Here is a 26,855-nt window from a genome sequence, read left to right on the forward strand (position 1 = left end):
CTAGCTTAAAACCAAAAATCCGCCTTGTACCCGAGGCGGATTTTTAAGTGGAAAAGAGTGAATGCTAATTGATGTCTGGATAACCTTAAGTGGTTTTCTTTGTATCCCCGATGATGAAAGTCCATATGGCCTTGAAGACATTGGCACGCTGAAGTGTATTGAATATGACAAGTACGACAGGTCCTGCAATCAAACCTAGGAAACCGATCAATTTGAATCCGATGAACAAGGCGATGAGAGTGGCAAGCGGATCTAAACCAATACTGGATGAAAGTACTTTTGGCTCTATCAGCTGACGCTGGACAACGACGATTATGTAAAGGACGGACAAACCGATTGCGAGACTTGTATTCCCGGCGATGAATTCAAAGATGATCCAAGGGATGAAAATCGTACCTGTCCCTAAATAGGGAATGATATCGACCAGTCCGCATATCAAGGCAATGGTAATTGAATAATTCACCCCTAAAATGAGAAAGCCGATTAAAATCGTGACAGTCGTCAATGAAACAAGAGTGAATTGTGCCCGGATGAACCCGAATAATGCCCGTTTTAAATCCCTGAATAAACGCTTTGCACCCGCAAAAATCTTATCAGGCAACACTTTTCCGGTCATGCGGCCGAAGGTATCCCAATCTTTGCTGATGAAGAATGTGCCAAGCAAAGTAAAAAGGAGTGCCGTTGCTGTAGTTGGAAACCATCCGATGATTGTAGGGATGTTCTTCAAGAAGGCTTGAATGAAGCCGCTTACTCCCGTCGTGATCGATTCACCGATATTTTGGATATTCTTGAGGATTGTGTCTTGCTGTTCGGTATCCAAATTATTGAACATGGCAGCTATTTGATTATATAAAGGGATGACGGTGGTAGCGATATATGTTTCTATATAATCCACGATGGTTTCAATATGTTTCGGGATGACTCCGGCAAGGTAATTGGTGCCCGAAATGATCTCGGTGACCAGTAAGGTGACAAGACCCGCAAATAAAAGGAATATGAGTAAAAGGGAAACGAATACAGCCAACCCCCGTGGCAGCCGCCCTTTCCTTTCGAAAAAAATGACCAGGGGATTCATCAAGAACGCGATGATCATGGCAATGATGAATGGATATGTATATTTAGATAAATAAAACAAGGCAATCCCACCTAAAACTATCCCTCCGACGACCAGTAAAGAACGAATGAAACGATACATATATACCGGATTCAAGTCATATCCTCCTTCAACCATTAAGTTTGTATTATAATTGTAACGATGGTGGAAAAGAAAGGAAAGATTCTTTCATCTTTCGTTTTGAATTTTTTCTGCAGATGCATCGTTCCTTAAATCATTTTTCTCCCAAGAACAAGGGAGTTTGTTATGTTAAAATAACAAAAAACAGAAGGAAGAAGGTGAATGGATAATGATCAACGGTCCTGTCGTATTTTTAATTCTGCTTGCTGCAATCGGTTGGTTTGGGAAAAATACCTCACTGATAATAGCTGCGGGTTTTCTTTTAAGCATGAAACTGATTGGCCTTGACGCTAAAGTGTTTCCATATCTGGAAGCGAAAGGAATTAACCTGGGCGTCACGATCATCACGATTTCCGTCCTCATTCCCATAGCGAACGGGGCGATTGGTTTCAAGGAACTAGGAGACGCGATAAAATCACCTTATGCCTGGATTGCACTTGCATCCGGAATAGCCGTGGCACTCATAGCGAAAAATGGGATTACATTGCTGTCGCATGATCCGCACATTACCACGGCTCTTGTATTTGGGACGATTCTTGCGGTCGCCTTATTCAAAGGTGTGGCTGTCGGCCCGTTAATCGGGGCAGGAATTGCTTATTTATGCATGCAGATCTTCAATTTTTTTAAATGAAGCGAGTGGCTAAGGGGAGAAAAGCCCGTCAGAACTGGAAATGAAAATTTTCTATTTAATGTTTCGTTTATTCTGCTTTGAGACATTTTTTTTGAAAAAAACGATTTTAAACGCATGAATAAAGCAAGAGAATATGTAGCTAATTTTTCTAATAAAATAATAATTTTTTCACATTTTAAGTGCTTTTCATTCCCAAAAAAGTGTTTATTGTTTATAATAATCATGTAACTGCTCTGATTTATTAAAATTGGGATTCAGAATATCATTGATATTTTTGAGGAATCTTAAAAAAAAGATGTAGTTATTGAGCAAGCGCTCACTAGGAATAGCTACAAGCATTATTTTTAGAATTTCTTATTTAAAGATTATCGTACATTTTACTATTGTTGGGGTCATATTCTGTGAACGCTTCCAATACAAGATGTATGTCTTCTGCTAAAAAATAGATGGTTGTTTGCAATAGCTAATTTCTTGAAAGCGCTACATTTATACGCTAATAGCAAGGGCATAGGGGAATATCTAGGAAAAGGAGAGATTTAGTATGACAGCAACAAAAGGTCTTGAAGGTGTGGTAGCAACAACTTCATCAGTAAGCTCCATTATCGATGACACATTAACGTATGTAGGTTATGACATCGATGATTTGGCTTCGAACGCAACATTCGAGGAAGTAATCTATCTTTTATGGCACGGAGCTCTTCCGAACAAAAGCCAACTAGAAGAATTAACTAAACAACTTGCTGAAAATGCTGAAATTCCAGCTGAAGTGGTTAATCACTTCAAAACATACCCAATTGATAAAGTACATCCAATGGGAGCTCTTCGCACTGCAGTATCTCTTCTTGGTCTTTATGATGAAGAAGCAGATGTAATGAGTGAAGATGCTAACTATCGTAAAGCAATCCGCATCCAAGCAAAAATCCCTACATTGGTAACAACTTTCGCTCGCGTCCGTCAAGGGAAAGAAGCTGTTGCTCCACGTACAGATTTAAGCTTTGCTGCTAACTTCTTATATATGTTAAGCGGTAATGAGCCAACGGCAATCGAAGAAGAAGCATTCAACAAAGCATTGGTTCTTCATGCTGACCATGAATTAAACGCTTCTACATTCACTGCACGCGTTTGTGTGGCTACATTAGCTGATATCTATTCTGGTGTAACTGCTGCCATCGGCGCTTTAAAAGGCCCACTTCACGGCGGAGCTAACGAACAAGTCATGAAAATGCTTACGGAAATTGGTTCAGTTGATAACGTTGAGCCATATATCAACGAAAAATTAGCCAATAAAGAAAAAATCATGGGCTTTGGCCACCGTGTATACCGTAAAGGTGATCCTCGTGCTAAACACCTTAAAGAAATGTCACAGAAACTGACTGAACTTACTGGACAACCGCAATATTATGATATGTCCATCAAAATTCATGAAATCGTAACCGGTCAAAAAAATCTTCCGCCAAACGTGGATTTCTATTCAGCTTCCGTATACCACAGTTTAGGCATCGAGCATGACCTATTTACACCAATCTTTGCTGTAAGCCGTGCTTCAGGCTGGATCGCTCATATCCTTGAGCAATATTCAAACAACCGCCTTATCCGTCCGCGTGCAGAGTATGTTGGACCAGGTATGCAAAAATATGTACCGATTGAAAACCGCTAATTAAAAGTTTTTTCGAAAAATCATTTTTTATTTCATCGAATTTGTAGTAAATTAATAGATGTGAGTAAAAAAGGTTAGTGGTTCTGCCTTATTTAATGGCAGGCCATCTAACCTTTGAATTTGAATCGGAGGTAAGAGACATGACACAAAGCCAAAAAATCACAGTTACTAACGGTGTTCTTAACGTACCAAACAACCCAATCGTTCCTTATATTGAGGGAGACGGAATCGGTCCTGATATCTGGGCTGCAGCATCCCGCGTTTTAGACGCAGCAGTTGAAAAAGCTTACAATGGCGAAAAGAAAATCGAATGGAAAGAAGTTTTAGCTGGACAAAAAGCATTTGACCAAACGGGCGAATGGCTTCCACAAGAAACTCTTGATGTCATTAACGAATATCTAATCGCTATTAAAGGACCTCTTACAACTCCAATCGGTGGCGGTATCCGCTCATTGAACGTTGCATTGCGTCAAGTATTGGACTTATTCGTATGTCTTCGTCCAGTACGTTACTTTGATGGTGTACCTTCACCAGTTAAACGTCCAGAAGACACTGACATGGTCATCTTCCGTGAAAACACTGAAGACATCTATGCTGGTATCGAATATGCAAAAGGTTCTGACGAAGCTAAGAAATTAATCGAATTCCTTCAAAATGAATTCGGTGTTCAAAAAATTCGTTTCCCTGAAACTTCAGGTATCGGAATTAAACCGATTTCCGAAGAAGGAACAAAACGTCTTGTTCGCGCTGCACTTAACTATGCGATCAAAGAAGGCCGTAAGTCACTAACGCTTGTTCATAAAGGTAACATCATGAAATTCACTGAAGGTGCATTCAAAACTTGGGGTTATGAAGTTGCTGAACAAGAATTCGCCGATAAAGTGTTTACATGGAACCAATATGACAAAATTAAAGATGCTGAAGGCACTGAAGCTGCTAACAAAGCACAATCTGCTGCTGAAGCTGAAGGCAAAATCATCGTTAAAGATTCCATTGCCGATATCTTCTTACAACAAATCCTGACTCGTCCTAAAGAGTTTGATGTTGTTGCAACAATGAACTTGAACGGAGATTACATTTCTGATGCATTAGCTGCACAAGTTGGCGGAATCGGCATCGCTCCAGGAGCAAACATCAACTACGAAACTGGACATGCCATCTTCGAAGCAACTCACGGAACGGCTCCTAAATATGCTGGTCTTGATAAAGTTAACCCATCTTCAGTTCTTCTTTCAGGCGTTCTTTTACTTGAGCACCTTGGTTGGAACGAAGCTGCAAACAGCATCACTAAATCAGTGGAACAAACAATCGCTTCTAAAGTTGTTACATACGACTTTGCCCGCCTAATGGATGGTGCAACGGAAGTTAAATGTTCTGAGTTCGCTGACGAGCTTATCAAAAACCTTAAATAATTCATTATATGCTTTCTGGAAAAGTGCCTGAACGGGCTTCTTTTCCAGGAGGCTTATATATATTTTCAGAGGATGTTAAAAGTATTCCAAAAGTATTTATATATTTTAAGGAGGAAATAACATGTCTAAACGTAAAAAAATCACAGTAGTTGGTGCTGGATTCACTGGTGCTACAGCAGCATTCCTGGCAGCTCAAAAAGAGCTTGGTGATATCGTTTTAGTTGATATTCCGCAAGCTGAAAACCCTACAAAAGGTAAAGCCCTTGATATGGCGGAGGCAGGACCTGTTCTAGGTTTCGATGCTAACATCATCGGTACATCCGACTATGCAGAAACAGCTGATTCCGACGTGGTGATCATCACTGCCGGAATTGCCCGTAAGCCCGGCATGAGCCGTGACGACTTAGTTCAAACTAACCAAAAAGTTATGAAATCAGTAACAAAAGAGGTCGTTAAATATTCCCCTAATACAACAATCATCGTTTTGACTAACCCTGTAGATGCAATGACTTATACTGTATACAAAGAATCCGGTTTCCCTAAAGAACGCGTTATCGGACAATCAGGTGTTCTTGATACAGCTCGTTTCCGCACTTTCGTGGCTCGAGAATTAAACTTATCCGTTAAAGATGTAACTGGATTCGTACTTGGCGGACACGGAGACGATATGGTTCCTCTAGTGCGTTACTCTTATGCAGGCGGAATTCCTTTGGAAAAATTGATCCCTCAAGATCGTTTAGAAGCAATAGTGGCTCGTACCCGCACTGGCGGCGGGGAAATCGTAAATCTTCTAGGAAACGGAAGCGCCTATTATGCACCGGCTGCATCCCTGGTGGAAATGGCTGAAGCGATCCTTAAAGATCAACGTCGCGTTCTTCCATCAATCGCTTATCTCGAAGGTGAATACGGATTTGAAGGCATCTACCTTGGAGTGCCGACAGTACTTGGTGCAAACGGCATTGAACAAATCATCGAACTTGATTTGACTGAAGGCGAAAAAGCGGCACTTTCAAAATCAGTTGATTCAGTCAAAGCAGTCATGCAAGTCCTTCAATAAGATTATCATTATCGGACTGCCCGGATATTGGAAGATAAGGCCAAGGTCTTATTCCGACTCCGGGCAGTTTTTTAATCCCTTCAAACAAACCTTGGAACTTGTAATCTCCCTGCTGAAGATAGGGATAACTTTATTTCCGTTTTTTTATGTGTAAATTTCATATAATATTCTTTATAATGGAATTGGATGAGTAGACCAAGAAATTGGTCTTTTGGGTAATACATAATTCAGGAGGATCTAATGTCAAAGAAAATTCTCGTAGTGGATGATGAGCAATCAATAGTTACCTTACTTCAGTACAATTTAGAACAATCAGGCTATACGGTGATCACAGCTTTGGATGGAGAACAAGGGCTGGCGGCTGCCGTGGATATACGCCCCGATTTAGTGGTATTGGATTTGATGCTGCCTAAAATGGACGGGCTTGAAGTATGTAAGCAGCTTCGCCAGCAAAAAATCAATATACCGATCTTGATGCTGACAGCTAAGGACGATGAATTTGACAAGGTGCTGGGACTGGAACTGGGGGCGGATGATTACTTGACCAAGCCATTTAGTCCCAGGGAGGTAGTGGCCCGGATTAAAGCCATTTTAAGAAGATCCCAGTTGCAATCGAACGGAAGTGAGTCAAATCAGGATCAGGAAGAGGGTCTCCTGAAATTAGGGGAATTGAAAGTGTTCCCGGAACGATACGAAGCATTCTTTGATGAACAGCAATTAGAATTGACTCCAAAGGAATTTGAATTACTTTTATATTTGGCGAAGAATAAAGGAAGAGTGCTGACTAGGGATCAACTTCTCAGTGCGGTATGGAATTATGATTTCGCGGGGGATTCACGGATCGTCGATGTCCATATTAGCCATCTTCGTGAAAAAATAGAGAAAGATACAAAAAAACCACTCTATATTAAAACGATAAGGGGCTTGGGGTATAAGCTTGAGGAGCCTAAAAAGGAATGACGACCTACCGTAAAAAGCTCTTATATACCCTCATCACATTGGTGATGGTCGTCCTGATGGCCGTGGGCTTTTTATTGGGGCACTTGTTCAAAAGTTATTATATTAAAACGTTCAATGAGCGCATACAGAACGAAACATTTTTCATTTCTACATATATTAAGGAGCATGGCGGGATCGAGTCCTTTTTGGAAAAAGGGAAGACGGCAAAACTGACACCCCTTTTAGATTCTAATTTAACCATTCTTTCCACGAGCGGGGAAATATTATACGATTCGACATCATCCAATGAAATACTTAAAAGCCATGCCAATGTCCTTCGCAAAATAACTTTGGAAAAAGGGCTTAAGAATGGGGAAGGGTATGAAGTGGTCGAAGGCGAATCGGACCTCCATTATTATTGGAAGACGGTTGAAAAGGACGGCGAGATCGAAGGCTTTGTCGTCCATAGCAATGAAATAGAGGCCATCCATCAAGTGAATAAACAAATGTGGCAAATATTGATCATTTGTTTAGGGGTTGCCTTGATCATCATCCTGATGCTTGCGAGTAAAATCACTTCATATTATACCCGTCCGATCGAAGAGGCGACGATGGCAGCCATTGAACTGGCAAAAGGGAATTACGGAACCCGGACATTCGGGAGGCATTCCGATGAAACGGGAATGCTGACAACTTCCTTGAACATATTGGCGAGGAATCTTCAGGAAACAGAGATAGCGAGGGAAATGAATCAGGATCGTTTGGAAACTCTTGTTGAGAATATCGGTAGCGGGGTCTTGCTGATAGACAGTAAAGGGTATACGACCTTGATCAACCGGGAATTCAAGAAAAGCTTCCGTGTGAACGCCGCTACGTTTTTGTTTCAGGAATATTATTCGGTCATTAAAGACCAGGAAGTGATAGCCATCATCGAAGAGATCTTTCGAACGGAAAAAACGATAAAACGGCAGGTGAAGATACCGCTTGCCATAGAACGTAAGCATTTTGAGATTTATGGCGCTCCAATAATCGGGAATCATGATGAATGGAAGGGGATCCTCCTCATTTTCCATGATATCACCGAATTGAAAAGGCTCGAGCAGATGCGGAAGGATTTCGTGGCCAATGTGTCCCATGAATTGAGGACTCCGATCACTTCCATTAAAGGCTTCTCTGAAACATTGTTAGATGGCGCCTTAAAAGACGAAAAGACCTTAAAGCACTTTTTATCGATTATCTTGAAAGAAAGTGACCGGCTGCAAGAACTCATTCAGGAGCTTCTGAATTTATCCAAAATGGAGCAACAGGAATTCGTTTTAAACGCAGGGGTCGTGGATATTACGAAAGTGCTTGGCGAAATACAAGAGATGCTTATAGGCAAGCTGAAGGAAAAAGAAGTGTCCCTTGAAATTAAAACATCACCGGAACCAGTTTTCATTGAAGGGGAATCTGACAGGATCAAACAGGTCTTCATCAATTTGATTACGAACGCACTGACCTATACACCCAATGGCGGCAGGGTCACCGTTGACATCATTGAAAATGAACAGACCGTCGATATTACAGTTCAAGACAACGGGATCGGCATCGAAGAAAAAGAACTGCCAAGGATTTTTGAACGGTTCTACCGGATCGATAAGGCGAGGAGCCGCGATTCAGGAGGAACGGGCATAGGACTGGCAATCGTCAAACATATAATAGAAGTCCATAAAGGTAAAATCAACGTGGAAAGCACACCTGGAACCGGGACGACTTTTACAGTGACTTTAAATAAAAGCTTAAAAGGGAAAATGTAGCGGGCATCTTATTTACATGTCCTTTACAATTCCTTAAAACGGACTTCATAATGCAGGGGTACAATGGTTGTACAACCCCTCATCCAAGGAGTTAAACATTGACAGAGACATAGTCTCTGTTTGATTTTTTCAGAAGTTCAACCAATATTTTTAAGCAAAAGATGATTGGAACAGGTAAACAAAACTCCTGTAGGAATAACCCGTCCAAGGAGCCCCTGCAGGTGCATAGGGCGTCTATGTTGCAATCAACATTCAAATCGTACAAACCTTAAAAAACTTAGGCAGAGACATGGTCTCTGCCTTTTAATTTTGGCTATGTTCCCCGGGAACCATTCCTCTATCCTATTTTTCTAGGAAAATATTTGATTTTTATGAAACTTTAGGCCCTTTCTTGCGTAAATAAGATATAACTTCAAAGAAGGGGTGATACATATCGTCAGCTTAAAAAGGATATATACAATTACAGGACTTGTCTTTCTTATTTTAATTTTGGGTGTAGTTGCGATATCGACCTGGTACACGGTTGATGAATCCGATCAAGCTGTCATAATGACGTTTGGTAAAGTGGAGGAGACGATAACGGAACCAGGACTTCACTTTAAACTGCCTTGGCCAGTTCAATCGGTCGAGAAATTATCCAAAGAAACATTCAGTCTTAAATTTGGATATAAGGAAGAGGATGGAGAGGTGAAGGATTACCCGAGTGAGACCAAAATGATTACGGGTGATGAAAATATTGTGCTGGCCGACCTAGTCGTTCAGTGGAAAATCACCGACCCTCCAAAATATCTATATAATGCAGAAGATCCAGAAAAAATATTATACGATACGACTTCAGCTGCATTACGGAGCATAATCGGCAGCACGAAAATCGATGATGCCCTTACATCTGGTAAAGCGCAAATCGAAGCGGATGTACGCGATTTATTGTCACAGCTAATGGGGAAATACGATGTCGGGATTTCCATATCTGCGGTTAAACTCCAGGACGTGGAGTTACCGAATGAAGAAGTGCGGAAAGCATTTACTAATGTAACGGATGCCCGGGAAACGGCGAATACGAAAATCAACGAAGCGGATAAATATGAAAATAAGCGTATGAATGAAGCGGAAGGGGAAAAAGATGCCATCATTTCACAGGCCAATGGGGATAAAGCTGCCCGTACGGAAGCTGCCCGCGGAGATGTTGCGGTCTTTGAAAAATTACTCAGTGAGTATAAAGGCAATAAGGGGATTACGAAGGACCGTCTAATTATTGAGACCCTTGAGGAAGTATTGCCGAATGCAGAGATTTATATTATGAATGATGATGGAAACACAATGAAGTACTTGCCGCTGCGCTCGCTTGAAAAGGAGGAAACGAAAAAAACTCCTGCCCCAGATGATGCCGCCATGGAAGAAACGAAAAAAGGGAATGCATCGGAAGAAAAAGCGACAGGGGAAGGGGGCACTAAACAATGAGTGGAAAAATAATAGATTTCTCTGAGTTGAAAAAAGGGGATTTTCATTGGAGGGGCTATGTGAGAATCGGCATTTTCCTGATTATTTTCATCGCGCTGCTGCTAATCATCTTCACCAATGTCTATATCGTAAAAGAGGGCGAATACAAGGTCGTCCGCCAATTCGGTGAGGTGGTAAGGATCGATAAGACCCCGGGATTGAAGGCGAAGGTGCCATTCATTCAGAGTATCATGACCTTACCGAAGTATCAGATGACTTCCGATGTTTCCGAAGCGGAAATCAATACGAAAGATAAAAAGCGGATGCTGATCGATAACTATGCAGTTTGGAGAATAGAAGATCCGAAGAAATTGATTACAAATGCAAGGACACTGGAGAATGCCGAAACGAAAATGGAAGAGTTCATCTATTCGGCAGTTCGTTCAGAGCTCGGTCAGCTGAATTATGATGAGATCATCAATGATGAGAAGTCATCCAGGGGAAGTTTAAACGACCGCATTACCGAAAAAGTCAACGATTTACTGCAAAAGGACAGTTATGGAATCAGCTTGACCGATGTCCGGATCAAGCGGACTGACCTGCCCGCCGAAAACGAAGCATCCGTCTTCAAGAGGATGATTTCCGAGCGGGAATCGAAAGCGCAAGAATACCTGTCCAAAGGTGATGCGAAGAAAAACCGTATCATTGCGGATACCGATCGGAAAGTGAAAGAACTGCTTTCCACTGCAGAGGCTGATGCAGAAGTGATCAGGGCTGAAGGAGAAGGGGAAGCAGCGAAAATCTATAATAAATCGTTTTCCAAAGACCCCGAATTCTATAAACTATACCGGACCCTTGAATCCTACAAGAAAACGATTGGAGATCAAACGGTCATTGTGCTGCCTTCTGATTCCCCTTATGCCAGCTTGTTAATGGGAAATACTAAATAACCTTGATGCCGTCATTTTTCTTTCCGCTTCTACTCATGGTAGAATAGAGAAGGAAAATGAACGGCTTTTTGCGTTTTTATATAGAAGCTATAACTACATAAACCTGTATGACTGGAGGAAGAAGGATTTGGATAAAAAGCTAGTTCTCATAGATGGAAACAGCATTGCATACCGTGCGTTTTTTGCGCTTCCGCTCTTGAATAATGATAAGGGGGTCCATACGAATTCCGTGTACGGATTCACCATGATGCTCAACCGCATTCTTGAAGAAGAAAAGCCAACGCACATACTTGTTGCATTCGATGCGGGTAAAACGACATTCAGGCATGCATCCTTTAAAGAATATAAGGGCGGGCGCCAAAAAACGCCGCCAGAATTATCCGAGCAATTCCCTTTCATTCGGGAGCTGCTTGATTGTTTTCAAATAAAAAGGTATGAACTGGAGAACTACGAAGCCGATGATATTATCGGTACGCTGTCTTTACAAGCGGAAAAAGATGGTTTTGAAGTGAAGGTCATTTCCGGAGATAAGGATTTAACACAATTATCCTCCCCTAGTACGACAGTTTCCATCACGAAAAAGGGGATTACTGAAATTGAGGAATACACTCCAAAGCATATACATGAAAAATACGGTCTATCCCCTTTGCAAATCATTGATTTAAAAGGGCTGATGGGTGATGCCTCCGACAATATCCCCGGTATTCCGGGTGTTGGTGAAAAGACTGCCCTTAAATTATTGCATCAATTTGAAACGGTTGAAAACCTTCTGCAGTCGATCGATGAGGTAAGCGGACAAAAATTGAAAGAGAAAATTGAAGAGCATAAAGACCTGGCCTTATTAAGCAAGGAGCTGGCTACGATAACGAGGGAAGCGCCGCTTGAAGTTTCCGTTAACGAGACCGAGTACTCTGGCATGGATCAGGATCGAGTCATCTCATTCTATAAGGAGCTTGGCTTTTCGACTTTGCTCGATAAATTGGATGTAACGGAAAGCGCACCGCTTGAACAGGAGAAGATAGAGGTGCACACTGCTGAAATGACAGAAGGGATGTTTGCAGATGAAAGTGCCTTGTATGTTGAAATTTTAGAAGATAATTATCATCGAGCCGACATAATAGGGATCGCCATCAGTAATGAACAAGGTCATTTTTACTTCAATGGAGAGGATGCTCTGAGTTCCATTGCATTTAAATCCTGGGCAGAGGATGAAACAAAAAAGAAAACGGTTTTCGATGCGAAGCGTACGGTCGTGGCACTGCGTCATCGGGGAGTCGAAATAAAAGGCATCGATTTTGATGTGTTTTTGGCATCCTATATCCTTGATCCGGCAGAGTCAGTGGACGAAGTCGCAGAAATCACGAAAACCCAAGGTACTATCCGGCTTGAAACAGATGATGTTTTTTATGGAAAAGGTGCAAAACGCAAAATACCTGAGGAAGCGGAATTGAGGGAGCATATCGCCAGAAAATCGAAGGCGATCTTTTCTCTGAAAGAACCGATGATAGATAAGCTGCAAGAGTTCGAGCAGTATCACCTATTTACGGAACTGGAGCTGCCATTGTCAATCATCCTGGCAAATATGGAATGGCAGGGAATCAAGGTGGACATAGGCCGACTGAAAAACATGGGACAGGAATTAGCCATTCGCTTAAGAAATATCGAAGCGCGAATTTTCGAATTGGCTGGAGAGGCGTTCAATATCAATTCACCTAAACAGCTTGGGGCCATCCTGTTTGAAAAGTTGGAGCTTCCGGTCATGAAGAAAACCAAAACAGGTTATTCGACTTCGGCCGATGTGCTGGAAAAACTGGAGAGCAAGCATGATATCGTTAAGGAGATACTGCTGTATCGCCAGCTTGGTAAGCTGCAATCCACTTACATTGAAGGATTGCTTAAAGTGGTCAATGGCAAAACGGACAAGGTGCACACCCGGTTCAACCAAGCGTTGACCCAGACCGGCCGGTTAAGTTCTACAGATCCCAATCTCCAGAATATCCCGATCAGACTGGAAGAAGGAAGGAAAATCAGGCAGGCCTTCATTCCTTCCGAAAAGGATTGGATCATTTTTGCTGCCGACTATTCTCAGATCGAATTACGTGTCCTGGCTCATATCGCCAATGACAGCGGATTGGTGGAAGCATTCCAGGCCGGGATGGACATCCATACAAGGACAGCCATGGACGTATTCCATGTATCGGCAGATCAAGTCACCTCGAACATGAGGCGCCATGCCAAAGCGGTCAACTTCGGAATCGTTTATGGTATAAGTGATTACGGACTATCGCAAAGCCTTGGAATCACGAGAAAAGAAGCTGGAGAGTTCATCGAGAAGTATTTACGAAGCTTTCCGGGCGTTCAGGAATATATGGAAGAAAGCATACATGAGGCCCGTCAAAAAGGATTTAGCACGACTCTGATGCAAAGAAGGCGGTATATACCTGAGATAACAAGCAGGAATTTCAACATCAGGAGTTTTGCCGAACGTACAGCGATGAACACGCCGATTCAAGGCAGTGCCGCTGATATCATCAAGCTTGCCATGATCAACATGAATAAACGCCTGAAAAGGGAAGGGCTCAAAACGAGAATGCTTCTACAGGTTCATGATGAATTGATTTTTGAAACCCCTCCTGAGGAACTCGAAATCCTTAAAGTGATCGTTCCGGAGGAAATGGAAAATGCCATTGAATTGAACGTGCCCCTTAAAGTGGATTATGCTTTCGGGCCAACATGGTTTGATGCCAAATAATAAAAGATAGGTGATTGCAATGCCAGAACTTCCAGAAGTGGAAACAGTCAGAAGAACGTTAGAGCAACTCGTACTCGGAAAAGAGATCAAGGAAGTGTCCGTTTTCTGGCCAAAGATCATTAAAGCGCCTGAGCCCGTCGAACAGTTTCAGGATGCCTTAAGGGGGCAGACGATTTCTGCAATAGGCCGTCGGGGCAAGTTCCTCATTTTCACCTTGGATGATTATTCGTTGGTTTCGCATTTAAGGATGGAAGGGAAATACGGCGTACATCCAAAAGAAGAGCCGTATGATAAGCATACCCATGTGATCTTCACTTTCACGGATGGCAGTGAACTTCGGTACAGGGATGTCCGGAAATTCGGAACGATGCATCTATTTGCCAAAGGGGAAGAATTTGAACAGTTGCCCCTGTTGCACTTAGGGCCTGAACCGTTGTCTGAAGATTTTACTGTCGAGGGTCTTCGTGCGAAGTTGGCAAGAACCAACAGGAAAATCAAGCCCGTCCTCCTTGATCAAACCGTTGTCGTCGGGATTGGGAATATATATGTGGACGAGTCGTTATTCCGTTCCGGTATCCATCCGGAGAGAATGGCATCTTCACTCTCGTTGCAGGAAATCGAAACGTTGCATGCTGAAATCATAGCGACGTTAGGTGAAGCTGTGGAAAAAGGAGGAAGCACGATTCGTTCATACATTAATTCCCAAGGGCAAATCGGCATGTTTCAGTTGGAACTGAATGTTTATGGACGAAAAGGCGAGAACTGCAAAACATGCGGCACGCCACTTGAAAAAATGGTTGTTGCAGGACGCGGCACACATATTTGCCCGTCATGCCAGCCGCTAAAATAGGTCATGTTTTTTCAAACACATCGGATGGGCTCCTTCCATATACTAGGGTAGCAACGAGTAGGGAAGGAGTAATATTCCGATGTGGCTACAAATTATTTTTCTCGCTTTTGCAGTTAGTATTGACGGATTTGGCGTCGGTTTGACATTCGGTATGCGGAAGATGAAAATCCCCTTAAGGTCAATAGCGGTCATCTCATTTTGTTCTGCATTGAGTTTAGGTATAGCGATGGTCATCGGACAATTCATCAGTCAGCTCATATCTATCGGGGCGGCTGAAAAAACAGGCGGCATCATCCTCATTTTGCTTGGTGCCTGGATGGTGTACCAGTATTTTAAGCCTGAAAAAGATTTGAATGATGATAGATATCATGAAAAGATCATCTTTAACTTTGAAATTAAATCACTTGGGGTAGTCATTAATATTTTACAAAAACCATTGAATGCCGATTTTGATAAATCAGGTACGATTACAGGTGTTGAAGCGCTTGTTCTGGGGTTTGCACTTTCGCTGGATGCGTTCGGGGCCGGGGTTGGAGCGGCTATGATCGGGATTTCACCGATCATCCTCGCAGGGTGCATCGCTGTTATGAGTTCGATTTTCATTTGGAGCGGAATTCAAAGCGGAAAATTGCTTTCAAATAATAAAGTTGTCCAGCATTTGACCTTTCTCCCAGGTGTATTATTGATTATCATCGGTTTATTCAAGTTATGATAAGGATAAAAGGGGGGGAGCTTATGGGACAAATCATCGGAATCACCGGAGGCATTGCCAGTGGGAAAAGCACCGTCAGCCTCTATTTACAGGAACTCGGATTCACGATTGTCGATGCAGATCTGGCTTCCCGTGCTGTCGTTGAGCCAGGTGAAGAAGCCTATCACCAAGTTGTGAAAGCATTTGGAGAAGATATCTTATTGACGGATGGGAATATAGATCGCGTAAAGCTTGGGTCGATCATATTTAATGATCAAGAAAAGAGATTGCTGTTGAATGGCATCGTGCATCCTGCCGTCAGGAATTGGATGCGGGTGAAAACGGAAGCAGCACTATCATCAGGAGAAGAAACGGTGTTCATGGATATTCCGCTCCTATTCGAAAGCAAGCTGACATTCATGGTGGATAAGACGCTTTTGATCTATGTGGATGAGCAAGTTCAATTGAAGCGATTAATGAACAGGAATGGTCTTTCGGAGACGGAGGCAGTTGCCAGGATCAATTCACAAATGCCCTTGGCCGATAAAAAGGCCTTAGCGGATGCCGTCATCGATAATAATGGTGACATTAATGAAACGAAGCGGCAAGTGAAGAGCATACTTAGCGAATGGTATGTCATATAATGATGATAAAAAGAAGAAACCGCCTGGTTTCTTCTTTTTATGTTGAAAAAATAAGAACAATCCGCATTTTTATTAGCACAATTCCTCTGAATTATGTTATACTAATTACATGCGAAAGGTAATAAGTATAACACTAATATTTCTGGAGGGTCCGAACAATGAATTCAAGAATAGCGATTAACGGATTTGGGAGAATTGGAAGAATGGTTTTCCGAAAAGCCATATTAGACGAGAGTTTGGACATTGTTGCCATAAATGCAAGCTATCCAGCTGAAACTTTAGCACACTTACTAAAATATGATACGATACATGGTAAATTCGACGGTATCATTATAGCTGAAGATGATTCATTAGTAGTGAATGGCCGCCGAGTAAAACTAATAAATAACCGCGATCCAAAGCTATTGCCTTGGAAAGAGATGAACATAGATATTGTAATTGAAGCCACTGGCAAATTCAATGATCGTTCTAAAGCGGCTCTTCATTTAGACGCAGGAGCAAAAAGAGTAATATTATCAGCCCCGGGTAAAAATGAAGACGTTACCATTGTAATGGGAGTGAATCAGGAGGTGCTGGAAATTGACAAGCATTTCGTCATATCCAATGCATCTTGTACAACGAACTGCCTTGGACCTGTTGCAAAAGTGCTTGATGAAAAATTCGGCATAAACAATGGTTTAATGACAACGATACATTCTTATACAAATGATCAAAATAATATCGATAACCCGCACAAAGACTTGAGACGTGCCCGTGCCGCTGCGGAAAGCATGATTCCTACGACTACAGGAGCTGCAAAAGCCATCTCACTAGTGTTGCCGCAATTAAAAGGCAAGCTTCATGGAATGGCGATACGCGTACCGACACCAAACGTATCTTTAGTCGATCTTGTTGTGGATTTAAACCGTGATGTCACGATTGAAGAAGTGAACCAAGCCTTCATCGATGCTTCAGAAAATGAACTCAAAGGAATCATGGAATTCACGATGGAACCTTTAGTTTCCAGTGATTTCAAAACGAATCCACACTCTGCAATCATCGATGGATTGACGACGATGATGATCGGGGACAGGAAAGTGAAGGTCCTTGCTTGGTATGATAATGAGTGGGGTTACTCCAACCGTGTAGTGGACCTTGTAAAATTGGTTGGCTCCGAGTTGAAAAAAATGTCCGAAGTCGAATTATCAGTAAATTAAAATGAAAACCCGAGCCTGCTAAAATTTTTTAGCGGGCTATTTTTGATTTTTTATTGGATTTGAAGCAGTTATTAACCAGAAGCTCTAAGATATGATTATCATGCTTATTTCGGGTGTTACTATCGTCCCTAACACAAATTCATTGCGGATGATGCCGCATGAAACGAATAGGCAAACTTATTTTGTTCGTTCATCATTCACATAATAGTAGCTAAACTCAGTATCAGTTGAACTGCCCTTAATCCCCTTTGTTTCTTCCTTAAATAGACTGGAGGTAAAAGGAGTTCTATCTTACTGTTAAAACAAAGTTGATTGGAGCGGGTGTTCGAGACTCCTGCGGGGAAAGTGCGTCCAAGGGAGACCCGACAGGCGCAATGGTGCCGAGGAGGCTCCCGGACCGCCCGCGGAAAGCGAGTGCCCTACGTTCCAATCAACGGCCTAGTATAAAATAACTACTAAAAACTTTAGACATTATTGAGTTTGTCTAAAGTCAGAGCCTGCTAAAATTTTTTAGCGGGCTATTTTTCATGCAGTGATCCATGAATTCCCCTCTGCTTTATGGCACTGAATAAACCGATGACGGAATTTGCTCCACATTGGAACCTTTGCTATATCCCCATTACATATAAAGTTTATCTTTCCAAAAATACAATTTGGAGTTGCAAAAAAAATTCAAACCATATATACTATGAATCGTGAACTTCTTCAAAACGGTTTGCATGATGGCTACTTAAAGGGTTAGGACCTCTTTGGACTAACTTTCCCCCGTGGTAGTTATCAGAACTTATTTTTAAATCATGGTAAGGGGGAAGCTTAATATGGAAACAGCTTACACTATGGAAACAATGGGTAGACATGTAATTTCTGAACTTTGGGGTTGTGACTTTGAAAAACTGAACAATATCGATTTAATTGAAAAGATTTTTGTTGACGCTGCTTTGAAATCAGGTGCAGAGGTACGAGAAGTTGCCTTTCACAAATTTGCTCCACAAGGAGTCAGCGGGGTTGTCATCATTTCTGAATCACACTTAACGATTCACAGTTTTCCAGAACACGGCTATGCGAGCATTGATGTCTATACATGCGGTAACTTGGATCCGAATATTGCGGCAGATTATATTGCAGAAGCTTTGAATGCGCAAACACGTGAAAACATAGAATTACCACGTGGATTAGGTCCTGTACAAATGAAAAAAGCCAATATAAGTGCCCTATAAAAAAATGTATACACAGAGATGCCATGGGTGCATCTCTTTTTTAATGCAATGAATCGGCAGTCTGCTTCACTTTATTGGAGAGGATTGCCTTGTAGCACAATGCACTTGGCAACGGTGCTTCAACGGCAGAACAAAAAGTGCCTGCTGCCGGAAGTTACACTTTTTACTTGTACTGTCCGTTCCTTTTAATATAAGATTAAGATAGAGAAGTAATTCCTTGGGGAACATTTAGATAGGGGAGTCCTACATAAAATACGGAGCTGATAATGATGAAATGCCCATCATGTCAATATAACGGAACAAGAGTGCTCGATTCCAGGCCAGTCGATGAAAGTAAATCGATTCGACGACGCCGTGAATGTGAGGCATGTGGTTTTCGATTCACGACATTTGAAAAGGTGGAGGAAACACCGCTTATTGTAGTGAAAAAGGGCGGGACACGTGAAGAGTTCAGTCGTGATAAAATCCTGCGTGGCTTAATCAGGGCTTGCGAAAAACGTCCGGTTCCCTTGAAAGAACTTGAGCAAATTACCAGTTATGTAGAAAAAGAACTACGCAACCAGGGCATATCGGAAGTGAAAAGCGACAGTGTCGGCGAAATGGTAATGGACAAGCTGGCAGAAGTCGATGAAGTTGCCTATGTAAGGTTCGCATCCGTCTATCGACAATTTAAAGATATTAATGTCTTTATTGATGAACTGAAAGATTTAATAAATAAAGAAAGAAAGTAGAGCTGAAGATTCACTTTGGCTCTTTTTTCACTACATCTTTTGAAAGGTTTGAATGGAGATGTCAATGCATTGGCAAGAATTGCTCCCAGCTGATTCATATCTGGTCTCATCTGCGGGGCTGCTTCATGACTATGATCGGAAAATACTTACCCGACTATATCAACCTCTTATTGGACCTATCTGCATTAGCCTATATATGACGTTATGGAGTGAGTTGGAGGAAAACAGGCTATGGTCGGAAACCTCCTCGCATTATCAATTAATGAATACCATCGGCCTTAAGTTAGGCGATATTTACGAAGCACGCCTTTTACTTGAAGGAATCGGCCTGTTGAATGTATATAAGAAATCGAAAAATGAAACGAAGGAATTCATTTATGAGTTAAACCCGCCGCTTTCCCCCCAGCAGTTTTTCACGGATGGAATGCTGAATATTTACTTATACAAAAAAATCGGTAAAGCTCAATTCAACCGGTTAAAGAGATTCTTTTGTGATGACCATATCTTAACCGATCAATATGAAGGTGTGACCAAATCTTTTGCGGAAGTATTCTCATCAGATCATTTGGACTCTTTATATGTAACGGATGAAGCGAAAAACGAATGGAAACCGGTGCCTGAACAGCAATACATCGATCGGGCGGAAGGCGTCGAGCCATCTGGGTTCGATGACTTATTCGATTTTGACCTTTTATTTGCCGGAATGAAATCCTCGATCGTGCCGAAAAAGGCTTTCACTCCGAAAATAAAAAGTACGATTGCCAAACTCGCTTTTTTATATGGCATCGATCCGCTGGAAATGCAAAAACTAGTAATGGATGCCGTTTCATTGGATGATGAGATTGATGAGGAATTGCTTAGAAAGGCTGCAAGGGACTGGTACCAGATCGAACGGCAGGCCGATATGCCTTCCCTTGTCAATCGGGTGCAGCCAATTCGTGAACGGACACAAAAAGAAGAACCGAAAACCAAGGAACAAGAGTTAATTCGTCATTTGGAGACGATCTCCCCGAGGGAGCGGCTGATGCAATTGTCTGGCGGTGCAGAGCCGTCAAGCGGTGATTTGAAAGTGGTTGAGGGCGTGATGATCAATCAAAAGCTGAATCCGGGTGTCGTCAATGTCTTGATTGAATATGTCATGCTCAAAACGGATATGAAGTTCACGAAGGGTTATGTGGAAAAGCTGGCAGGCCATTGGGCACGGCTAAAGGTCTCAACAGTCGTCGAGGCGATGGAACTGGCCAAAAATGAACATAGGAAATATCAGGACTGGGCTCAAGGAAGCAGGAATGTTGCGAAGGGCAGCCGGAAAAAGGCGATACGGGAAGAAGTGGTTCCTGAATGGCTTGAGAAAAAAGAAGAAGCACAGCAGGAGCAGAATGCAGATCAGCCTGAATTGGATGCCCAAAAACGCGAACTTCTGGAGAAATGGAAGCTGTGGAAAGCGGGAGGTGAAATGAACGATGGAAAAGATTAATAGGTCCCTTAATAAATTGGCCAATACAAATCAATTTCAACAGCGTTATGAAAAGCTGAAACAGGAGATTTTTGAAAACGAACAAGTGCGGTTATTCATGAATGCCAACAGCTCGACGGTCACGAAGGAAATGATTGATAAAAACTTGGGGAAGCTTTATGAGTTCACTTCACAGAGCAATAAGTGTGATAAATGCCCGAGCTTGGATGGCTGCATCAATATGATGCAAGGGTATTATCCCAAATTGGTGGTGCAAGGAAAAGCCCTGAACCTGCATTATGAAGTCTGCCCGAGGAAATTGGCAGAGGATGAAAAGCGGAAACGGGAAAAACTGATCCGCAGCCTGTATGTACCGAAGGATATTTTAAAGGCGAGCATCGAAGATTTTACCCAAACGGATAATGAAAATAAACGCTTGTCTGTCCTAAGTAAAGCGATGTCGTTCATTATGGAATATGAGCCGGGTAAAAGACAAAAAGGCTTGTATATATACGGGAAATTCGGTGTTGGGAAAACGTACTTATTAGGTGCGATCGCCAATGAACTTGCAAAAAGGCAAATTTCCTCCCTTATAGTTTATGTACCTGACTATTTGAGGGAACTTAAGGGTTCGATAGGTGATAATACGGTCAATGAAAAAATTGAAATGGTGAAAACGGCACCTATCCTCATGCTTGATGATATTGGGGCGGAATCCATGACGAGCTGGGGACGCGATGAGGTTTTTGGTCCGATTTTGCAATTTAGGATGCTGGAAAACCTGCCGACATTTTTCACTTCGAATTTTGACTTGAATGGCCTGGAGAACCACCTGACCTTTTCACAGCGCGGTGAGAAAGAAGAAGTGAAGGCGGCCAGGGTACTGGAAAGAATTCAATATTTAGCTGAGCCGGTCAAGCTTGATGGCGTGAATCGGAGAAGATGAAGAAAAGTGGTCTCTTAATGGAGGTCACTTTTTTCTTCTTACAAGGCCCATCCTACTTCTAAACACGTCCCCATCCCCATATACATGAAAAAAGAAGCAAGGGGGAAGGGGGGATGTCGTAGTGCAAATTTTGTTTCAAAACGATTCAGAGGCATTGAAATTACTGAATTTCGTTTCTGTCCATCCACTGGGGGCAGAATTTCAAGCATATATTCGATTTATTCCGCAACAAGGCATGCATGTGGATATGACGGAATCTTCAGGTGATGAATGGCTAATCCTGCTTCGTGATGCATTCCATTCTTTTTTATTGGAAGAAAAGACGCTTCCTGTTCTGGAGCAAATTATAGTCGGTAAATTTTTTTATAGGGAACGGGAAGAAATTGAAGCCATCATTGAAATTGCATCATCCATCATCGAAGCGGAAAGAGCCAGGAATAAAGATGGAGCATTCAGTACGGAGAAACGATTGATTGAGGAAGGACTTCAAAGCATCTTGGCTGGAAAGGTATCTTTTTCATTCGATTCTTTTACGACCTTCCGTTTAAAATCGTTTCAGCACACTTTGGAAAAGTATGTCGTCAAGGCAATTGATGAATATAAGCTGGAACAGGACTATCAAAATTTCATTGCTACGCTCCGTGATTGCCTTCAAGGGCAGGAGTCGAAATTAAGAAAGCTTCACCTGGTCAACCGGGACGGTTTTCACTTCTATGATCAGAAATTCAGCAAACTCGACCGTCCAAAAATCAATAGTATGATCGACAGGAGGCTTCTTGCCAGAAGCTCACTTTTTCTCGATACGGTGATACTTGCCCCGCTTTTATCGATCGCTCCTGAAAACTTGTGCATATATACCGATGACAAGGAAGAGGGGCTCATCCAGACCATTTCAAGGATTTTCGAAGAACGGGCGACCATCTTGCCACTTTCGTCATTTTCTATGCAGTTGAATGAACTTTCGTGGAAAAAAGAAAATTAACCTTGATTTTCACCGTATAACAAATTATAATTTCCTACATACTATTAAAAAACTAAAAGTTATGATGAGGACAAGGGTATTCTAGTCGCCGATTATCAGAGAGGGAAGCCAACAGGCTGTAAGCTTCCTATTCGCATGGAACACTTACCACCTTTAAACTTCGGCTCGGAAAGCAGGCATACTGCGAATATGAGCTGACGGGAAGCTGCCGTTACCAAGTTACAAGTGCCATTTTGCCGTGAAAAGCAAGCTGGAACGAGGGTGGAACCGCGGGTTAATGATATCTATTACTAAGCTCGTCCCTGTTTTATACAGGGGCGGGCTTTTTTGTGTTGTAATGGAATCAAAAACCTGTAATTTGTTCGAACAAATAAGAAGGAGTGAAACTGAATGTCAGAACTACTGAAAATATCTTTTCCTGACGGAGCGGTCAAGGAGTTTGCTAAAGGCACAACAACTGAAGACATCGCTGCATCCATCAGTCCTGGTTTAAGGAAAAAATCCATTGCCGGAAAATTCAATGGTGAATTATATGATTTAAAACGTCCGATTGAACAAGATGGTACAATCGAAATCGTCACACAGGACGCAGCGGATGCTCTTGAAGTATTGCGTCACAGTACAGCGCATTTGATGGCACAAGCGATCAAACGTTTGTACAAAAATGCTAAATTCGGCGTAGGTCCAGTCATTGAGGGCGGCTTTTACTATGATATGGATCTGGAGGAATCATTGACTCCCGAAGACCTTCCATTGATTGAAAAAGAAATGAAGAAAATCGTCAACGAAAACTTGGAAATTTCCCGCATCGAAGTGAGTCGTGATGAAGCGATTTCCCGTTTTAAAGAAATCGGCGACGAGTATAAATTGGAATTGATCGATGCGATTCCTGCCGATCAGCAGGTAACACTTTATGAGCAGGGTGAATTTTTTGACCTTTGTCGTGGAATTCATGTTCCATCAACTGGGAAAATCAAAGAGTTCAAGCTATTGAGCATCGCTGGAGCATACTGGAGAGGCGATAGCAAAAACAAAATGCTTCAACGCATTTACGGTACGGCTTTCTATAAAAAAGAAGATTTGGCCGAACACCTGCGTTTCCTTGAAGAAGCCAAGGAACGTGACCATCGTAAAATCGGGAAAGAATTGAACTTGTTCATGAGCTCACAAAAAGTGGGGCAAGGGTTGCCGATGTGGTTGCCAAAAGGCGCGACCATCCGTCGGACAATCGAAAGATATATCGTGGACAAGGAAGAACGTTTAGGTTATGACCATGTCTACACACCTGTAATGGGAAGCGTGGACCTTTATAAAACATCCGGACACTGGGATCATTACCAGGACGGCATGTTCCCGGTCATGGAGATGGAAAACGAACAGCTTGTCCTGCGTCCGATGAACTGTCCGCATCACATGATGGTCTATAAAAACAGCATCCACAGCTACCGCGAACTGCCAATCCGGATTGCCGAGCTAGGCTTGATGCACCGCTATGAAATGTCAGGTGCCCTTTCAGGCCTTCAGCGTGTACGTGGGATGACATTGAATGATGCACACATTTTCGTCCGTCCCGACCAAATCAAAGAAGAGTTCAAGCGTGTTGTGAACCTAGTTCTGGAAGTATATAAAGATTTCGATATCAAGGATTATTCATTCCGTCTGTCTTATCGCGATCCTCAGGATACAGAAAAATACTTCGATGATGATGACATGTGGGAAAAAGCGCAAAGCATGTTAAAAGGCGCCATGGATGAGCTTGGCCTGGATTACTTTGAAGCGGAAGGTGAAGCGGCATTCTACGGTCCTAAGCTTGATGTCCAGGTGCGTACGGCCTTAGGGAAGGATGAAACGCTTTCCACTGTTCAGCTTGATTTCTTGCTTCCTGAACGCTTTGACCTTAATTACGTCGGTGAGGACGGCAAGCAGCACCGTCCGGTTGTTATCCATCGCGGCGTCGTTTCCACAATGGAACGTTTTGTAGCCTACTTGATCGAAGAATACAAGGGGGCATTCCCGACTTGGCTTGCACCTATCCAAGCACAAGTGATCCCGGTCTCACCTGAAGTGCACTTGGATTATGCGAAAGAAGTACAGGAAAAACTTAAAGCGCAAGGCATTCGTGTCGACCTGGATACACGTGACGAGAAAATCGGTTACAAAATCCGTGAAGCGCAAATGCAAAAAATCCCGTATATGCTGGTCGTTGGAGACAATGAAGCCAAAGAAGGCAGCGTGAATGTACGTAAATACGGTGAACAAAAATCCGAAACGATAGCATTTGAAGATTTCGTTTCAGCGATTAAGGCGGAAGTGAGCCGTTAATAGCAAAAAGAGGGGCACATATAGTTGTGTCCCTCTTTTTAATCATGGCATGATAAAATGAAACCATCATGTGAAAATATGTACAGCAATGAAAAGGAGGGGCAGCATGAAAAAGAAATTTACTTATCTATTCGGACCGACATTCCTTGTCATTATCATCTTATTGTTATTGGATGATTATCGGCAATATGCCATCGTCCCGGTCCTGTTTTTTTGGATAGCGCTATTTTCTTGGGATGCCATTGAGAAAAAGAAAAAGGCGAAAGAAGACTCTTAACATGTGATGGCTTCGGCCAGTATGGACTGTATCCAAAGGGGGAGTGGGATAAATGGAGATTAGGAAGGCTTCAAGGAAAGACGCGGGTAACTTGGCTGCTCTGTTCAATCATGTAGAAGATTCCGGGTATATGCTGTTTAACCCTGGGGAAAGAAAAGCTACGGCGAAACAAATGGAAAAGCAATTGGAGCAAATCGAAAAAAATCCCCCTTCCATTGTCCTCGTTGCTGCTAGCGGCAATGAGCTGAATGGTTACCTAATCTTATTGGGCAATCAAATGGGCCGAACGAGGCATTCAGCCAAAATCGTCATCGGCATCCATGAACAGGACCGAGGAAAAGGCATCGGTACGAAGTTATTTCAGAAAATGGAGGAGCATGCGCGGACAAACGAAATACGGCGCCTGGAATTGTCCGTGATTGCAAATAACGCCCCTGCGCTTTCTTTATATCGAAAGATGGGGTTCGAAAAGGAAGGAATAAAGCGGGAATCACTGTTTTTTGATGGAAAGTATCATGATGAATATTTTTTGTCCAAATTACTTTAAAAAACGTATTGTCAAATAACTGAATGTCTGATAATATTAATTTTGTTGTGAAAAACGAATAAAATTTAGCATTTGACAAGTCATCAGTGTTTATGATATATTTCTAAAGTGAATTGAATACGTGTTTGATGAAAAGAAGAAGCACCCGCTTCTCACCTGGTTGACGCAAACAATGCAGTTAACAGGTCATGATTTGATTATTTGGATCTTTCTGAATGAGTCTATCAGTGTGGGTGCAGCATGCATCCACACTTTTTTATTATGATTATATCCTGTAAGCGAGTTGTGAGCGTGACCGAATTTATTCAAATATTCGTATTCGCCAATATCTTTGGAGGTGGCTAACTATTAGTAAAGACGCGATGGTAAACGAGGGCATCCGAGCCCGTGAAGTTCGTCTTATTGACCAAAACGGAGAACAACTTGGAATTAAAACGAAATTCGAAGCATTGGAAATTGCCGCTCGTGTAAATCTTGATCTAGTTTTAGTTGCTGCAAATGCAAAGCCTCCGGTAGCCCGGATCATGGACTACGGAAAACACCGCTTCGAGCAGCAAAAGAAAGACAAGGAAGCACGTAAAAATCAAAAAGTCATCAGTCTGAAAGAGGTTCGTTTGAGCCCGACGATTGAAGAGCATGATTTCAATACGAAGCTTCGCAACGGTATTAAATTCCTTGAAAAAGGCGATAAAGTAAAAGCTTCTATCCGATTCAAAGGACGTGCCATTACGCATAAGGAAATTGGTCAACGTGTACTCGTTCGTTTTTCTGAAGCATGTAAAGAAGTGGCTACAATCGAGCAACACCCAAAAATGGACGGGCGCAGCATGTTCATTATCTTAGCACCGAAAAACGAAAAGTAATTGTAAAGTAATTTGTAATGAGGAGGAATACCTTATGCCTAAAATGAAAACTCACCGCGGATCTGCTAAACGTTTCAAAAAGACTGGATCCGGCAAACTTAAGCGTTCTAACGCTTACACAAGCCATTTATTTGCTAACAAATCTACTAAGCAAAAGCGTAAGCTTCGCAAAGCTAGCCTTGTAAGCAAAGGTGACTTCAAACGTATTCGTCATATGTTAGATAACATTAAATAAGTTCGATTTATCGAGTTAAATAGGAGGGAA

24 protein-coding genes and 1 other annotated feature are annotated in these 26,855 nt (G+C 42.2%); of the genes, 23 read left to right on the top strand and 1 reads right to left on the bottom strand.

Annotated features, from left to right (window positions below; genetic code table 11):
- Positions 1-85: 85 nt before the first annotated feature.
- Positions 86-1,210, bottom strand: a complete 1,125-nt coding sequence (gene ytvI / locus J7I90_RS10005; protein ID WP_214771049.1) for a sporulation integral membrane protein YtvI — start codon at positions 1,208-1,210, stop codon at positions 86-88.
- A 193-nt stretch (positions 1,211-1,403) separates the two neighbouring features.
- Between ytvI and J7I90_RS10010 the strand changes: the two genes are divergently transcribed.
- The 23 genes from J7I90_RS10010 to rpmI all read left to right on the top strand — a co-directional run bounded on the left by J7I90_RS10010 (position 1,404) and on the right by rpmI (position 26,825).
- Positions 1,404-1,865: a DUF441 domain-containing protein gene (locus J7I90_RS10010; RefSeq protein WP_214771052.1), complete on the top strand. Its 462-nt coding sequence runs from the start codon at positions 1,404-1,406 to the stop codon at positions 1,863-1,865.
- 541 nt (positions 1,866-2,406) lie between these two features.
- Positions 2,407-3,522 (top strand): citrate synthase, encoded by a 1,116-nt coding sequence (gene citZ, locus J7I90_RS10015; protein ID WP_095390768.1) that lies wholly within the window; start codon positions 2,407-2,409, stop codon positions 3,520-3,522.
- A gap of 95 nt (positions 3,523-3,617) precedes the next feature.
- Positions 3,618-4,934 (top strand): NADP-dependent isocitrate dehydrogenase, encoded by a 1,317-nt coding sequence (icd, locus tag J7I90_RS10020; RefSeq protein ID WP_255256669.1) that lies wholly within the window; start codon positions 3,618-3,620, stop codon positions 4,932-4,934.
- Between the two features lie 121 nt (positions 4,935-5,055).
- Positions 5,056-5,991 (top strand): malate dehydrogenase, encoded by a 936-nt coding sequence (gene mdh / locus J7I90_RS10025; RefSeq protein WP_214771055.1) that lies wholly within the window; start codon positions 5,056-5,058, stop codon positions 5,989-5,991.
- Positions 5,992-6,231: 240 nt separating this feature from the next.
- Positions 6,232-6,951, top strand: coding sequence for a response regulator transcription factor (locus J7I90_RS10030; RefSeq protein ID WP_048681145.1), 720 nt, complete (start codon positions 6,232-6,234; stop codon positions 6,949-6,951).
- Positions 6,948-8,726, top strand: coding sequence for a two-component system histidine kinase PnpS (gene pnpS, locus J7I90_RS10035; RefSeq protein WP_063590459.1), 1,779 nt, complete (start codon positions 6,948-6,950; stop codon positions 8,724-8,726). Before J7I90_RS10030 ends, pnpS begins: the two co-directional genes overlap by 4 nt.
- Positions 8,727-9,158: 432 nt before the next feature.
- A complete protein-coding gene (hflK, locus tag J7I90_RS10040; RefSeq protein WP_214771353.1) occupies positions 9,159-10,187 on the top strand; it encodes an FtsH protease activity modulator HflK in 1,029 nt (342 codons plus the stop codon).
- A complete protein-coding gene (hflC, locus tag J7I90_RS10045; RefSeq protein ID WP_133349630.1) occupies positions 10,184-11,116 on the top strand; it encodes a protease modulator HflC in 933 nt (310 codons plus the stop codon). The genes hflK and hflC overlap by 4 nt, the downstream gene beginning before the upstream one ends.
- Before the next feature lie 127 nt (positions 11,117-11,243).
- Positions 11,244-13,868 (top strand): DNA polymerase I, encoded by a 2,625-nt coding sequence (gene polA / locus J7I90_RS10050; RefSeq protein ID WP_214771058.1) that lies wholly within the window; start codon positions 11,244-11,246, stop codon positions 13,866-13,868.
- Between the two features lie 19 nt (positions 13,869-13,887).
- Positions 13,888-14,718, top strand: a complete 831-nt coding sequence (gene mutM / locus J7I90_RS10055; RefSeq protein WP_214771061.1) for a DNA-formamidopyrimidine glycosylase — start codon at positions 13,888-13,890, stop codon at positions 14,716-14,718.
- A gap of 79 nt (positions 14,719-14,797) precedes the next feature.
- Positions 14,798-15,430 (top strand): sporulation membrane protein YtaF, encoded by a 633-nt coding sequence (gene ytaF, locus J7I90_RS10060; RefSeq protein WP_214771064.1) that lies wholly within the window; start codon positions 14,798-14,800, stop codon positions 15,428-15,430.
- A 23-nt stretch (positions 15,431-15,453) separates the two neighbouring features.
- Positions 15,454-16,053, top strand: coding sequence for a dephospho-CoA kinase (gene coaE / locus J7I90_RS10065; protein WP_214771067.1), 600 nt, complete (start codon positions 15,454-15,456; stop codon positions 16,051-16,053).
- 158 nt (positions 16,054-16,211) lie between these two features.
- Positions 16,212-17,249 (top strand): glyceraldehyde-3-phosphate dehydrogenase, encoded by a 1,038-nt coding sequence (locus J7I90_RS10070; protein WP_096337888.1) that lies wholly within the window; start codon positions 16,212-16,214, stop codon positions 17,247-17,249.
- Positions 17,250-18,085: 836 nt separating this feature from the next.
- Positions 18,086-18,466, top strand: a complete 381-nt coding sequence (gene speD / locus J7I90_RS10075) for an adenosylmethionine decarboxylase (protein ID WP_034311443.1) — start codon at positions 18,086-18,088, stop codon at positions 18,464-18,466.
- Positions 18,467-18,735: 269 nt separating this feature from the next.
- Positions 18,736-19,197, top strand: a complete 462-nt coding sequence (nrdR, locus tag J7I90_RS10080) for a transcriptional regulator NrdR (RefSeq protein ID WP_034309080.1) — start codon at positions 18,736-18,738, stop codon at positions 19,195-19,197.
- A 52-nt stretch (positions 19,198-19,249) separates the two neighbouring features.
- Complete coding sequence (locus J7I90_RS10085) at positions 19,250-20,674, top strand: replication initiation and membrane attachment family protein (protein ID WP_311380995.1); 1,425 nt, start codon at positions 19,250-19,252, stop codon at positions 20,672-20,674.
- The gene (gene dnaI, locus J7I90_RS10090) at positions 20,661-21,599 is read left to right on the top strand and encodes a primosomal protein DnaI (protein WP_048681168.1); all 939 of its coding nucleotides are present in this window, start codon (positions 20,661-20,663) and stop codon (positions 21,597-21,599) included. Before J7I90_RS10085 ends, dnaI begins: the two co-directional genes overlap by 14 nt.
- A 121-nt stretch (positions 21,600-21,720) precedes the next feature.
- Positions 21,721-22,581, top strand: a complete 861-nt coding sequence (gene ytxC, locus J7I90_RS10095) for a sporulation protein YtxC (protein ID WP_214771070.1) — start codon at positions 21,721-21,723, stop codon at positions 22,579-22,581.
- Positions 22,582-22,971: 390 nt separating this feature from the next.
- Positions 22,972-24,903 (top strand): threonine--tRNA ligase, encoded by a 1,932-nt coding sequence (gene thrS / locus J7I90_RS10100; RefSeq protein WP_214771073.1) that lies wholly within the window; start codon positions 22,972-22,974, stop codon positions 24,901-24,903.
- A gap of 106 nt (positions 24,904-25,009) precedes the next feature.
- On the top strand, positions 25,010-25,180 hold the full coding sequence (locus J7I90_RS10105; protein ID WP_214771076.1) for a hypothetical protein: 171 nt from the start codon (positions 25,010-25,012) through the stop codon (positions 25,178-25,180).
- Between the two features lie 52 nt (positions 25,181-25,232).
- Positions 25,233-25,727, top strand: coding sequence for a GNAT family N-acetyltransferase (locus J7I90_RS10110; protein ID WP_214771079.1), 495 nt, complete (start codon positions 25,233-25,235; stop codon positions 25,725-25,727).
- A gap of 127 nt (positions 25,728-25,854) precedes the next feature.
- Positions 25,855-25,991, top strand: a sequence feature (ribosomal protein L20 leader region).
- A 98-nt stretch (positions 25,992-26,089) separates the two neighbouring features.
- Positions 26,090-26,590, top strand: coding sequence for a translation initiation factor IF-3 (gene infC, locus J7I90_RS10115; RefSeq protein WP_034309072.1), 501 nt, complete (start codon positions 26,090-26,092; stop codon positions 26,588-26,590).
- A 34-nt stretch (positions 26,591-26,624) separates the two neighbouring features.
- Complete coding sequence (rpmI, locus tag J7I90_RS10120; RefSeq protein WP_034309070.1) at positions 26,625-26,825, top strand: 50S ribosomal protein L35; 201 nt, start codon at positions 26,625-26,627, stop codon at positions 26,823-26,825.
- The last annotated feature ends 30 nt before the right edge of the window (positions 26,826-26,855 follow it).

It is taken from the genome of Bacillus sp. ISL-57 (assembly GCF_018613135.1).
Lineage (GTDB): Bacteria > Bacillota > Bacilli > Bacillales > DSM-1321 > Peribacillus > Peribacillus frigoritolerans.

Coding starts and splice junctions, on each gene's coding strand:
- J7I90_RS10010 (WP_214771052.1), top strand. CDS start 1,404: ATGATCAACGGTCCTGTCGTATTTTTAATTCTGCTTGCTGCAATCGGT.
- citZ (WP_095390768.1), top strand. CDS start 2,407: ATGACAGCAACAAAAGGTCTTGAAGGTGTGGTAGCAACAACTTCATCA.
- icd (WP_255256669.1), top strand. CDS start 3,618: ATGGCAGGCCATCTAACCTTTGAATTTGAATCGGAGGTAAGAGACATG.
- mdh (WP_214771055.1), top strand. CDS start 5,056: ATGTCTAAACGTAAAAAAATCACAGTAGTTGGTGCTGGATTCACTGGT.
- J7I90_RS10030 (WP_048681145.1), top strand. CDS start 6,232: ATGTCAAAGAAAATTCTCGTAGTGGATGATGAGCAATCAATAGTTACC.
- pnpS (WP_063590459.1), top strand. CDS start 6,948: ATGACGACCTACCGTAAAAAGCTCTTATATACCCTCATCACATTGGTG.
- hflC (WP_133349630.1), top strand. CDS start 10,184: ATGAGTGGAAAAATAATAGATTTCTCTGAGTTGAAAAAAGGGGATTTT.
- mutM (WP_214771061.1), top strand. CDS start 13,888: ATGCCAGAACTTCCAGAAGTGGAAACAGTCAGAAGAACGTTAGAGCAA.
- ytaF (WP_214771064.1), top strand. CDS start 14,798: ATGTGGCTACAAATTATTTTTCTCGCTTTTGCAGTTAGTATTGACGGA.
- coaE (WP_214771067.1), top strand. CDS start 15,454: ATGGGACAAATCATCGGAATCACCGGAGGCATTGCCAGTGGGAAAAGC.
- J7I90_RS10070 (WP_096337888.1), top strand. CDS start 16,212: ATGAATTCAAGAATAGCGATTAACGGATTTGGGAGAATTGGAAGAATG.
- speD (WP_034311443.1), top strand. CDS start 18,086: ATGGAAACAATGGGTAGACATGTAATTTCTGAACTTTGGGGTTGTGAC.
- nrdR (WP_034309080.1), top strand. CDS start 18,736: ATGAAATGCCCATCATGTCAATATAACGGAACAAGAGTGCTCGATTCC.
- J7I90_RS10085 (WP_311380995.1), top strand. CDS start 19,250: ATGGAGATGTCAATGCATTGGCAAGAATTGCTCCCAGCTGATTCATAT.
- dnaI (WP_048681168.1), top strand. CDS start 20,661: ATGGAAAAGATTAATAGGTCCCTTAATAAATTGGCCAATACAAATCAA.
- thrS (WP_214771073.1), top strand. CDS start 22,972: ATGTCAGAACTACTGAAAATATCTTTTCCTGACGGAGCGGTCAAGGAG.
- J7I90_RS10105 (WP_214771076.1), top strand. CDS start 25,010: ATGAAAAAGAAATTTACTTATCTATTCGGACCGACATTCCTTGTCATT.
- J7I90_RS10110 (WP_214771079.1), top strand. CDS start 25,233: ATGGAGATTAGGAAGGCTTCAAGGAAAGACGCGGGTAACTTGGCTGCT.
- infC (WP_034309072.1), top strand. CDS start 26,090: ATGGTAAACGAGGGCATCCGAGCCCGTGAAGTTCGTCTTATTGACCAA.
- rpmI (WP_034309070.1), top strand. CDS start 26,625: ATGCCTAAAATGAAAACTCACCGCGGATCTGCTAAACGTTTCAAAAAG.